At 67.8% G+C, this 11734-nt stretch carries 9 protein-coding genes; 4 read left to right on the top strand and 5 right to left on the bottom strand.

Features of this window, described 5'->3' with window-relative positions:
• Positions 1-91 precede the first annotated feature (91 nt).
• Positions 92-388 (top strand): ATP-binding protein, encoded by a 297-nt coding sequence (locus H7U20_RS01485; protein WP_233410425.1) that lies wholly within the window; start codon positions 92-94, stop codon positions 386-388.
• Between the two features lie 87 nt (positions 389-475).
• Here the strand turns inward: H7U20_RS01485 and H7U20_RS01480 are convergent, their stop codons facing one another.
• Positions 476-988 carry a hypothetical protein gene (locus tag H7U20_RS01480; RefSeq protein ID WP_199517848.1) on the bottom strand — a complete coding sequence of 171 codons (513 nt, stop codon included), beginning with the start codon at positions 986-988 and terminating at the stop codon, positions 476-478.
• 382 nt (positions 989-1370) lie between these two features.
• Here H7U20_RS01480 and H7U20_RS01475 point away from each other — a divergent pair, with 382 nt between their 5' ends.
• Complete coding sequence (locus H7U20_RS01475; protein WP_199517847.1) at positions 1371-2780, top strand: L-cystine transporter; 1410 nt, start codon at positions 1371-1373, stop codon at positions 2778-2780.
• A 230-nt stretch (positions 2781-3010) separates the two neighbouring features.
• A complete protein-coding gene (locus H7U20_RS01470) occupies positions 3011-3286 on the top strand; it encodes a hypothetical protein (RefSeq protein WP_199517846.1) in 276 nt (91 codons plus the stop codon).
• A gap of 132 nt (positions 3287-3418) precedes the next feature.
• Here the strand turns inward: H7U20_RS01470 and H7U20_RS01465 are convergent, their stop codons facing one another.
• From H7U20_RS01465 to H7U20_RS01450, 4 genes are all read right to left on the bottom strand, one after another.
• Positions 3419-4834 carry an OmpP1/FadL family transporter gene (locus H7U20_RS01465; protein ID WP_199517845.1) on the bottom strand — a complete coding sequence of 472 codons (1416 nt, stop codon included), beginning with the start codon at positions 4832-4834 and terminating at the stop codon, positions 3419-3421.
• A 376-nt stretch (positions 4835-5210) separates the two neighbouring features.
• On the bottom strand, positions 5211-8435 hold the full coding sequence (locus H7U20_RS01460; protein WP_199517844.1) for an efflux RND transporter permease subunit: 3225 nt from the start codon (positions 8433-8435) through the stop codon (positions 5211-5213).
• Positions 8436-8438: 3 nt separating this feature from the next.
• Positions 8439-9665: an efflux RND transporter periplasmic adaptor subunit gene (locus H7U20_RS01455; protein ID WP_199517843.1), complete on the bottom strand. Its 1227-nt coding sequence runs from the start codon at positions 9663-9665 to the stop codon at positions 8439-8441.
• A gap of 386 nt (positions 9666-10051) precedes the next feature.
• Positions 10052-10471: a divergent PAP2 family protein gene (locus H7U20_RS01450; RefSeq protein ID WP_199517842.1), complete on the bottom strand. Its 420-nt coding sequence runs from the start codon at positions 10469-10471 to the stop codon at positions 10052-10054.
• A 184-nt stretch (positions 10472-10655) separates the two neighbouring features.
• On the opposite strand from H7U20_RS01450, the gene H7U20_RS01445 reads away from it, so the two are divergent.
• On the top strand, positions 10656-11732 hold the full coding sequence (locus H7U20_RS01445; protein ID WP_199517841.1) for a DUF475 domain-containing protein: 1077 nt from the start codon (positions 10656-10658) through the stop codon (positions 11730-11732).
• Positions 11733-11734: the final 2 nt, after the last annotated feature.

Genomic DNA, 11734 nt, shown 5'->3' with positions numbered 1-11734 from the left:
GGGTCGGACCCGCCGGGTCCGACCCCGGATTGACGCCGCTGGCTTGGTTTCGCGTCCATGTCCATCCCTTCCCCCTGTCCGGTTCCGGACAGTGCCGCGCGCAAGCGGGCAATCGCGCGCCGCCGCCATTCCGCCGCGCATCGAGCTGGCGCTGCTGCGCGAGGCCGGCGGGCTGCGCCTGGCGATCAGCGACTCCGGCCGGCGCCTGGGCGACGTGCCACCGCACCAACTGTTCGCGCCCTTCTTCACCACCAAAAAAGGTGGCCAGGGCATCGGCCTGCTGTTCGTCCGCGAGGTGCTGAACCGCCACGGCTTCCCCTACCGGCTGGCGCCCGACGGCGCCGGCGACACCTGCTTCGACATCTGGCTGCCGGCGCCGGCGGCCTAAACCACTGCGCGGCGACCTGAGTCGCTGCGCGGCGGCAACAGCATTAATAGCCGCAGCGGCAACAGCAGCGGCAGCGGCGCTATTGTGCTACTGCAGGCGTTGCACGCGCGGCCGGCGGTGGGCGCCGTCGATGTCGAGGTAGATCGCGCCGAGCAGGCCGCGCTGCAAGGTCACCTTGGGATTCTGCGCATCGAGCACGTCGTCGCTGCCGTCGACCACGCGCCAGAGCTGGCCGTTGGCCAGCCGGATCGTCTGGTTGGCGACCCAGCCGTCGAAGCTGCCGACGATGTGGCTGTCCAGCGAGGCCAAGCGCAGCGGCTGCAGCGCCGGCGGCTCCTTGCCGAAGGCCTGCTCCAATTGCTCGCGGCTGGGCGCGTACTGCGGCGCGTACGGCGCGGCGGCGGCCGGCGCGGCCTGACCGGACGGCGCAGCTTGGCCGGCCTGGAGCGGCTGCCCGCCCGGCGGCGGCAACGTGGCCGGAATGGCGTCATAGCAGGACAGGCGGGCCGGGCCGTCGGCCAAAGCGCGGCAACGCAGCAGCGCGCCGTCGTCGGCCAGGGCCGCGCTCGATACGAACATCAGGACGAACAATGCTTTCATCTGGGCTTCCATCGATCAGGGATAGGGAGGATCGCGACGCGGTCGCGACTTGCCGGAATTATAAGCCGACTTCCCCGCTCGGGCGCAGCCTTGCTGGTATTCCCGCAACAATTGCTCGACAAGCAAGGCGGCGGCGGCCAGTCGCCGGCCGCTGGTCGCCGGCCGCCGGCCCCTGGTCGCGCCGATATAGCGCGGCCGGATATCCATATGCGGAAATATTCCACGGCGCGCCGTTGGCGGGCGCGCCGCCGCGCAGTACAGTGGAGGCCGCCGCCGGCGCCGTGCACGGCCGCCCGATAGGCGATAAAATGCCCGACCGCCGCCGGCCGGCGCCATCGCGCCGAGCGTATAATTTAAACAACAATATTCACCAGGGCCGCCCATGGCAATCAATGTAATCCTCAACCTGCTGGCCGCGCTGGCCGTCCTCGCCTTCCTCTACCGCCAGCAGCGGCGCCACGCCTCGTTCTCCGTGCGCGTGTTCAGCGGCCTGGGCCTGGGCATCGTGCTCGGCGCGGGGCTGCAGGCGGTCTACGGCGCCGGCGCGCCGGTGCTGGCCGCCACCGGCGAGTACCTCGACATCGTCGGCAGCGGCTATGTCAAGCTGTTGCAGATGGTCATCATGCCGCTGATCATGGTGTCGATCATCTCGGCCGTGCTCAAATTGAAGAACGCCCGCTCGCTGGGCAAGATCAGCGCGCTGACCATCGGCACCTTGATGCTGACCACGCTGGTGGCGGCCGGCATCGGCATCCTGATGGCCAAGCTGTTCGGGCTGACCGCCGTCGGCCTGACCGCCAGCGCCGCCGAGGTGGCGCGCGGCACCTATCTGCAGGGCTCGGTGGCGACCGCCAAGGCGATCTCGCTGCCCGGCATGCTGCTCAGCTTCATCCCGGCCAACCCCTTCCTCGACCTGACCGGCGGACGCAAAACCTCGACCATCGCGGTGGTGATCTTCTCGCTGTTCATCGGCGTCGCCGCCACCGGCATCCACGCCAAGCAACCGGCCGTGTTCGCCTCGTTCGAACAGTTCGTCAAGGTCGCCCACGCCATCGTCATGCGCATCGTCACGCTGGTGCTGCGGCTCACCCCCTACGGCGTGTTCGCCCTGATGGCCCAGGTGGTGTCGAGTTCGAGCTACGCCGACATCCTCAAGCTGATCAGCTTCGTGCTGGCCTCCTACAGCGCGCTGGCGCTGATGTTCGGCGTGCACCTGGCGCTGATCGCCGGCGCCGGCCTGAACCCGCTGCGCTACCTCAAGAAGATCCTGCCGGTGCTCAGCTTCGCCTTCACCTCGCGCACCAGCGCCGGCTCGATTCCGCTCAGCGTGCAGACCCAGACCCAGCGCCTCGGCACGCCCGAGGGCATCGCCAACTTCGCCGCCTCGTTCGGCTCGACCATCGGCCAGAACGGCTGCGCCGGCATCTATCCGGCCATGCTGGCGGTGATGATCGCGCCCACCGTCGGCGTCGACCCGTTCACCCTGGCCTTCATCGGCCCGCTGCTGGCCATCGTGACCATCGGCTCGGTCGGCGTGGCCGGCGTCGGCGGCGGCGCCACCTTCGCCGCGCTGATCGTGCTGTCGGCGCTGGACCTGCCGGTGGCCCTGGCCGGCCTGCTGATCTCGATCGAACCGCTGATCGACATGGGCCGCACCGCCCTCAACGTCAGCGGCTCGATCACCGCCGGCACCCTGACCAGCCGCGCGCTGGGCGAGACCGACATGGCGGTGTTCAACGCCGACGCCGAGCTGAGCGTCGACAGCGAGGGCGACGCCAGCCGCGCCGCCTGAGCGCCGCGCGCCCGGCCGCCCGGGCGCCCTCTCTCTCACGGCCGCCCGGCCGCCCTCCCTCTCTCTCACGGCCGCCCGGCCGCCCGCTCTCGCGGGCGCGCGGCCGGACGCGGTGGCAAGCACGGGCATTTCCGCGCCACATTTTTTTCTTTTCGCCTAGCATGGGCATTCCTAGCCGCACGCCGCCAAGGCGCGCGGCCCCACCCATTGCCTAGCGAAAGGAAACAACCATGTCTTCCCTCCCCCGCACTTCCACCCTCCTGCTCGGCGCCGCCCTGCTGGCCGCACTGCTGGGCGGTTGCCGCAACCGCTCCACCGACGAGGTGCCGGCCAACGCCGTCCCCAACAACAACACGCCCACGGCCACACCCGGCAACAACGTGACGCCGGCCACGCCGATCCCGGCTCCGGAGACGACGGCACCGGCACCCGACACGCCAACCGCGCCGCCCGCCTCGCCGCCGGTGGACGACAAGACCCCCGCGCCGCCGGCCAACGGCAAATAGGCCCGAATAGTCGGGCCGAATGATACGGTCACGGAGTCGGGTCAAATAAGCACCCGTGGCGGCCGCGCGCGCCGGCGCCAGACGTGAAAAAAGGGCCCGCGGGCCCTTTTTTGGATCAGACCGGAAAACCGATCAGAACTGGTAGTTGTACGCCACGCCCAGCAATTGCAGGTGGGTCTGGTAGACGCCACGGGTGGTCTCGCCGTTGCCGGTGCAGGTGGTGGCCAGCGGATTGCAGTTGTTGGTGTAGTTGGTACGCGCGTCCTTGAAGTTCAGGTAGCTGTAGGCCAGGTCGATGGTCGAGCGGTTGTTCAGCTTGTAGCTGGCGCCGAACGACAGTTGCACGCGGTCGCTGTCCGGCAGCGCTGGATGGCGCAGCTCGTCGCTCGCCACCGGCGCCTGGTCGTAGGCCACGCCGCTGCGCAGGGTCAGCGCGTCGTTGTACTTGTAGGTGCCGCCCAGCGAGACACGCACGGTGTTCTTCCAGTTCTGGCGGATCACCTCGTCGCCCTCGGTGGTGCCGGGGAACTCGATGTGCAGGTCGCTCATGCGCGAAGTGCGGGTCCAGGTCACGTCAGCCATGCCGGCCCATTTCGGGTCGAACTGGTGGAAGGCGTTGACCGACAGGGTTTCCGGCGTGCGCAGTTGCACCAGCGCGGCCGAGTTGACCTTGCGCGAAGCCTTGGCCAGCACGGTGTTGGTGATCGCGTCGGTGGTGATGCCGGTGAAGTCCCAGGTGGTGTCGCCCTTCAGCTTGTGCACGATCGACGAACGGTAGGCGATGCCGAAGCGGGTCGCCTGGTCCAGCGTGAACATATAACCCAGGTTGAAGCCGTAGCCCCAGTCCTTGCCGTTGTTCTCGGCGCGGCCATCCTTGATCGGCTGGCGCAGCACGGCGGGATTGCCGCCCAGCGCGGCGATCTGCTGGCCCAGCAAGGTGCCGGTCGGCGTGCCGGCCAGCGCGATGACGGAACCCTGCACGTCGACGGCCTGGCCCAGCTCGGCCTTCATGTGCTCGGCGGTGACGCCGAAGCCGAAGGCGTGGTGTTCGTTCAGTTTGAACGAGGCCGACGGGTTCAGCGCGATCGCTTCCAATTTGATGTTGTCCAGCGCGTAGCGGCCGGTCCAGCTGCTACCGTAGTTCAGCTTGGCGCCGTAAGGCACGAACATGCCCATGCCCAGGGTCCACTGGTCGTTCAGCTTCTTGCTGAAGTACAGCGACGGCGCGGTCACCGATTCAGGCGCGTAGTCCTTGGTGCCGGTGCCGCCGGTCGGACCTTTGGTGAAACGGGTCGAGCCGCTGTCGTTGAAGGTCGAATGCGGCACGACGACGGTCAGGCCGGCGTTGATCTGCATGCCGTCCAGGCGCGACAGGCCGGCCGGATTGTAGAAGATGGTCGAGGCGTCGTTGGCTTCGGCGGCGTTGGCGTCGGCCGTGCCTTGGCCGGTGACGCTCTGCGAACCGAAACGGTAACCGGAAGCCAGCGCGCTGGCGGACATGGCGCTCAGCGCGGCGGCGACGAGCAGGGGCAGGTATTTTTGTTTCAATTTAGTCTCACTTTATATGAATGGCTTATGTGCGCCAGGTGGTCTGATTCCAGTGTCGCGACGCAGGCTGGCGGAGCCAAGACCGGCGCTGGAGGCCAGCAGCTTACTACATCTATAAACTAAGATAATAGAGTGCGGACACTAAATATGGTTCTAGCCAGAAATAGAAAATGCTGCGCAAAAACACGCCGACGGGCTTGCCGGCACCGCGCCGCGCGCCGTCCGGGGCGGCGGCGCGACGCCGCCGCCGCCGCGTTTTCCCGCCGCGCTAGCAAGCCGCTAGCCGCGCCGGCAAAAAAAACAGGCCCGGCTAGTACGCTAGGCGGGCCTGTTGCGGTCGATGGCGGCGCGCCGCGCCGGCGTCAGCCCAAGGGCGTCATTTGCCGCCCAGCGCGGCGCCCGGCGGCAGGCCCTGGCCGCCACGACCCGCCAGCTTCAACACCACCCACTTGAGCAGGCGGTAGACCAGGCGCACCAGCACCAGCGCCAGCACCGCCTCGACCAGGGTCAGGAAGAAGGCCGGCAGCACGTGCCAGCGTTCGGCGCGGCGCTGGAACTTGGCCAGGGCGCGGTCGCGGGCGATTTCGATGCTGTCGTAGAAGGTCGGCACCACCAGCAGGGTCAGGATGGTCGAGGTGATCGTGCCGCCGATGATGGCGATCGCCAGCGGACGGTAGAACTCGCCGCCCTCGCCCAGCCCCAGCGCGACCGGGAACATGCCGGCGATCAGCGCGAAGGTGGTCATCAGGATCGGCCGCAGGCGCATGCGGCCGGCGTACATCAGCGCATCCTCGCGGCTGTAGCCTTCCTCCTCGCGCTTGCGGGCCGCGTCGAGCAACAGGATGGCGTTCTTCGCCACCAGGCCCATCAGCATGATGATGCCGATGAAACTCATCAGGTTCAAGGTGCTCTTGGTGATCAGCAGCGCCAGCACCACGCCGATCAGCGACAGCGGCAACGACAACATCACCGCCACCGGCGCCGTGAACGAGCCGAACTGCATCACCAGGATCAGATACATCAGGCCGATGCCCATCACCAGGGCGATCGCCATCTCGGTGAACAGCTCGTTCTGGTTCTTGCCGTCGCCGCCCAGGTCCAGGCCGTAACCGGGCGGGAAGTCGATGGCCTTGGCCAGCTTCATCGCGTCGCCGGTGACCTCGCCCGGCGAGCGGCCCTGGGCGTTGGCCGACACGGTGACGACGCGCTTGCCGTTCTTGTGCTCGATGGTCGACGGGCCCTTGCCCATGGTGATGGTGGCGATCTGGTCGAGCGGCACCATCTGGTTGCTGCCGCTGACGGCGATCGGCAGGCGCTCGATGTTCTCGGCGCTGACCCGGTCGTCCGGATGCAGGCGCACGGCGACGTCGCGCGACTCGCCCGTCGGGTCGACCCAGTCGCCCACTTCGACGCCGGCGAAGGCCACGCGCAGGGCCTGCGCCGCGTCGTTGACGGAGATGCCCATCGAGTTGGCCAGGCCACGGTTGAGCTCAATTTGCAGCTCGTTCTTCGGGTCCTGCTGCGACAGGCCGACGTCGACCGCGCCCGGCACCTGGCGCAGCTTGGCCATGTAGCCGTTGGTCAGCTCCATCAGCTTGCGCGAATCGGGGCCGGTGAATTCGATCTGGATCTGCTTGCCGTCGTTGCCCAGGTCGTCGACCACCGAATACTCGGCGCCGACCAGGTGGCTGAGCTTCTCGCGCAGCTCGGCGGCGATCTCGAAGGCGCTGCGCTGGCGGGTTTGGCGCTTGCCGATGTCGACATACACGCGGCCGCCGGCGGCGCTGATGTTGGAGTTGGTGTCCTTGGTCTCGCGAATCGCGCGCGCCAGTTCGGCCACCCGCTCCATCTTCAGGCGGGCGTACTCGACGCTGCTCGACGGCGGCGTGCGCACGTCGACGGCGATGTTGCTGCGGTCGGCCGCCGGCAGGAAGCTGGTGCCGCCCCACTTGGCCTGCACCGCCAGCGCGCCGACGAAGGTGGCCAGGGCGATCACGCCCATCCAGCGGCGGTGGTGCAGCGCCCAGGCGATGAGCCGGCTGTAGCGGTCGGACTGGTGGTCGAACCAGGCGTTGAAGCGGTCCAGCTTGGTGCCCAGCCAGCCCTTCTTGGCCGTGTGGTGGTCGGCCGGGTCGCCCCAGAAGGCCGACAGCATCGGGTCGAGCGTGAAGGAGATGCCCAGGCTGACCAGCACCGAGCAGGTCACCGTCAGCGCGAAGGGACGGAACCATTCGCCCGAAATGCCCGGCATGAAGGCCACCGGGATGAACACCGCGATGATCGAGAAGGTCGTCGCGGCGACGGCCATGCCGATCTCGGCGGTGCCGTTGAGGGCCGCCGTGCGGCGGTCCGAGCCCATCTGCATGTGCCGCACGATGTTCTCGCGCACCACGATGGCGTCGTCGATCAGCACGCCGATCGCCAGCGACAGGCCGAGCAGGGTCATGAAGTTCAGCGTGAAGCCGCACAGCCAGACGGCGATGAAGGCGGCGATCACCGAGGTCGGCAGGCTGAGCGCGGTGATCAAGGTCGAGCGCCAGGAGTTGAGGAAGGCGTAGACCACGAAGATGGTCAGCACGGCGCCGAACACCAGCGATTCGATGACGTTGTTCAGGCTGTGCTGGGCCTCGTCGCCGCCGTCGCGGGTGACTTCCAGCACGGTGCCGGCCGGCAGCGTCGGGTTGATTTCCTTGACCAGCTCGCGCATCTTGGCGGCCACGCTGACGGTGCTGGCGTCGCGCGCCCGGCTGATCGAGATGCCGACGTTGGGCTTGCCGCTGCGGATGCTCACGCTGTTGACCTCGGCGAAGCCGTCGGCGATGCTGGCCACCTGGGCCAGGCGGACGATCTCCTCGCCGCGCCGCTTGACGACGACCTGTTCGAACTCGGCCGGCGACTCGATGCGGCCGACCAGGCGGATGCCCTTCTCGTCCATCGCGCCGCGCACCTTGCCGACCGGCGCGTTGGTGTTCTGGTTGCGCAAGGCGGTGACCACGTCGCTGACCGAGACGTTGTACTCGCGCAGCTTCTCGGCGCGCAGCAGCACCGACAGCTCGCGCTTGAGCGAGCCGCTGACGTTGACCGTGGCCACGCCGTCGACGCCGCGGAAGCGGTCGGCCAGGGTGTCCTCGGCCAGGCGCGAGATCACGGCCTGGCTCTGCGAGGTCGACGACAGGGCCAGTTGCATCACCGGCTGGGCCGCCGGGTCGATGCGCTGCAGGATCGGTTCGCGCATCTCGGTGGGCAGCTTGTAGCGCACCGAGGCGATGGCGTTGCGGATCTCGTCGGAGGCCTCGATCAGGTTCTTCTTGAAGTTGAACTCGATGAAGATCTCGGCCGAGCCCTCGTGGGCGGTGCCGTCGAGGCGGGTCACGCCGCTGATCGCCTGCAGGGGTTTTTCCAGCCGGTTGACCACCTCGCGCTCGACCGTGTCGGGCGAGGCGCCCGGATACGGCACGCTGACGATGATGAAGGGCAGCTCGATGTCGGGGTTCTGGTTGACCCGCAGCTTCTTCAGCGCCAGCAGGCCCAGGCACATCATCGCCACGATCAGCACGATCGTGGCGATGGGCCGCTTGATACTAAAATCGGATAAGAACATGGATCAGTTTCCTTTCGCTGCGGCTGGGCCGGACTGGGCGGCGGCCGGCGCCGCCGGGCTCGAGGCCGAGGCCACCACCTTGCGCGCGCTCATTTCGATCGTCTGGCCGTCCTTCATGCCGGCGCTGGGCACGCGCATCACGGTGTCGCCGGCGGCCAGGCCGCTGCGCACTTCCCACTGGCCGCTGCGGGCGTCGCGCGCGCCGATGCTCAGCACGGCCTTCCGCAGGGTCTTGCCGTCGACGCGCCAGGTGTAGGACTGGTCGCCGCTCTGCACCAGGGCCGAGTCGGGGATCATCAGGGCGTCGGTGCTCTCGGCCTCGATGCGGCCCTCGGCGTACAGGCCGGCCACCCGTGGCAGGCCCTGCTCGGCGAAGGCGACCAGCACCTCGACCTGGCGGGTGACGGCGTTGGCCGACGGGTCGACCCGCTTGACCTTGCCCATGAAGTCCTGGCCCGGATAGCCGTTGATGCGGAAGCGCACCGGCTGGCCGAGCTTGACCAGGCCGATCTTGTCGGCCGACACCAGGCCCTCGAAGCGCATGCTGGCCGGGTCGATCACCTTGATCAGCTCCTTGCCGATCTGCGCCGTGTCGCCGTTGGAGACCTTGCGCTCGCTGACGATGCCGTCGAACGGCGCGCGCACGCCGGTGCGGTTGAGTTGCTGGCGCGCCTGCACCGAGCGCGACTTGGCGGCCGCCACCTCGCTCTGCGCCGTGTTGCGGCGCAGCTCGGCGTCCTCCAGCGCCTGGGTCGAGGCCATGCCGGAGGCGCGCAAGGTCTTCTGCCGGGTCAGCATGCGGTCGGCCTGCTCCAAGGTCTGCTGGGCGGCGCGGGTGGCCTCCTCGGCCGAGTTGACGGCGTCGCGGATCGAGGTCTCGTCCAGGCGCACCAGCAGGTCGCCCTTCTTGACGGCCTCGCCGTTCTCCTTGAGCACCTGCAGCACCACCGCGCCGACCTCGGCGCGCAGGTCGGCCTTGCGTTCCGGCTGCACCGAACCGGTGATGACCGGGCCGGAGGCCAGCGCGTTGTTCTGCACCGTCAGCAGGTCCTCGGGCGCGATCGCCAGCTTCACCGGCGCGGCATCCTTGCCGTCCTTGCCGTCCTTGCCGGTTTTGCCGGCCACGGCGCCGGCCGAGGCGCTGGCAGCGTGCTCAGTCTCCTTGGACGACTTGCCGCAAGCGACCAGGGCTGAGGCGACGGCGAGGGCTAGCAGGGTTTTGCGCAACATAAAAATCTCCAAGATGTATAGGACTGCGGTGCTATTAGAATTTTGGTAAGACTACAGGCGGCAGAGTATCCCCGAGAGCCGCCGGGGCGTCAATCCGCCTTCGACGGAACGCCGCTTTGCGGGCCTGAGTTGCGGTATCGACGGACAGAATGCAATTTGACGGCCCGCGCCAGAGGAGGCGGCACGGCGCGGATAGAGGGGTGTTGCCAATTAACAACATCGGCTGGGCGGGGGCGGGCAAATCATCCCCCAACGGCAGAGAGCCGGGGTCGGACCCGCTGGGTCCGACCCCAGATTTTCGCCTGTGGGTTGACCGCAGATTTCCGCCCGTGGGTTGACCCCAGATTTCCGCCCGTGGGCTGCCCCCAGGTATTGCCCGTGGTTTTTTACTTCGCGAACAGCGCGAACACCAGGTGGCCGATGGCGATGCCGGTGCACAGGCCGCCGCCGATCTCGATGACGGTGTGGCCCATGCGCTCGCGCAGCCAGTGGTGCTCGGCGCCGCCCTTGGCCAGGCGGTTGATCGCCGCCGCCTGCTTGCCGACGTGCTGGCGCAGGCTGTTGGCGTCGATGACGACGATGAAGCACAGCGTGACGGCGACGCCGAAGGCCGGATGGCCGACACCCTCGCGCAGCGCGATCAGGGTCGCCATGCTGGAGACGACGGCGCTGTGGTTGCTGGGGAAACCGCCGTTGCCGACCAGATTGAAGGCCCACTTGCGCGCCTTGGCGCTGTTGATGAGGAATTTGATCGGGCCGACGGTGATCCAGGTGATCAGCGGGGTGAGCAGGTAGGCGAGGTCCATCGGCGTATCCTTGTGTTCGTGTGGCGGTGGCGCTGGCCGGCTTGGGCGGCGGCGGAAATATTGAGGCGCAATTATCGCAGAAGCCCACCTTGCTGCCCAAGCAAGTAATATAAAATCAGCGCGATGACAAAAACAGGCTGTTTTGGCCACTCGGCAATCACATTCAAGGACCAAGGGATCAACTATGCATCACTTCAGAATTTCTTTCGCCGTCACGGCGATTCTTATGGCGCTGGCCGGCTGGTGGGGCTACAGCCACGGCGGTACGGCCGGCCTGCTGCAGGCCCTGTGGATCGCCGCCGTGCTCGGCGTGATGGAGGTCTCGCTGTCCTTCGACAACGCGGTGGTCAACGCCTCGGTGCTGCGCCACTGGGACGCCTTCTGGCAAAAACTCTTCCTCACCGTCGGCATCCTGGTGGCGGTGTTCGGCATGCGCCTGCTGTTCCCGCTGCTGATCGTCTCGGTCGCCACCGGCCTCGGCCTGCTTGAGGTGTGGAGCATGGCCACCACCACGCCGGCCGTCTACTCGGCCCACCTGACCGGCGCCCACGCCGAGGTGGCGGCCTTCGGCGGCGCCTTCCTGCTGCTGGTCTTCCTCAGCTTCCTGTTCCATGAAGGCAAGGAGCTGCACTGGCTCGGCTGGATCGAGAAGAAGGTCAACCAGCACGGCACCGACAGCCTGGCCGTGTTGCTGGCGCTGGTGGCCGTGTTCGGCTGCGTGGCGCTGGTGCCTGAAGCGAAGAAATACAGCGTGCTGGCGGCCGGCGTGCTCGGCGTCGCCGTCTACCTGGCGGTCGGCTGGATCAGCGAGCTGCTCGAAGAGAGCCCGGCGGAGCAGGACGCCGAGGCGGCCGACAATGCCGCCGGCGCCGGCGCGAACGGCGCCGGCAAGCTGGTCGCCAGTGTGGCGCGCGGCAGCCTGGGCGGCTTCCTCTACCTGGAAGTGCTGGACGCCTCGTTCAGCTTCGACGGCGTGATCGGCGCCTTCGCCATCACCAGCGACGTGGTCATCATCATGCTCGGCCTGGCCATCGGCGCCATGTTCGTGCGTTCGCTGACGGTGTTCCTGGTGCGCCAGGGCACGCTCGACGAGTTCGTCTACCTGGAACACGGCGCCCACTACGCCATCGGCATCCTGGCGCTGATCATGCTGGCCAGCGTCAAATACCACGTGCCCGAATGGTTCACCGGCCTGTCCGGCGTGGCCTTCATCGGCGTCTCGCTGTGGTCCTCGCTGCGCCACCGGCGCCGCCACGGCTGATT

This window comes from Rugamonas violacea, assembly GCF_016461825.1.
Taxonomy (GTDB): domain Bacteria; phylum Pseudomonadota; class Gammaproteobacteria; order Burkholderiales; family Burkholderiaceae_D; genus Rugamonas.
This window is presented reverse-complemented; position numbering and strand designations above follow the sequence as displayed.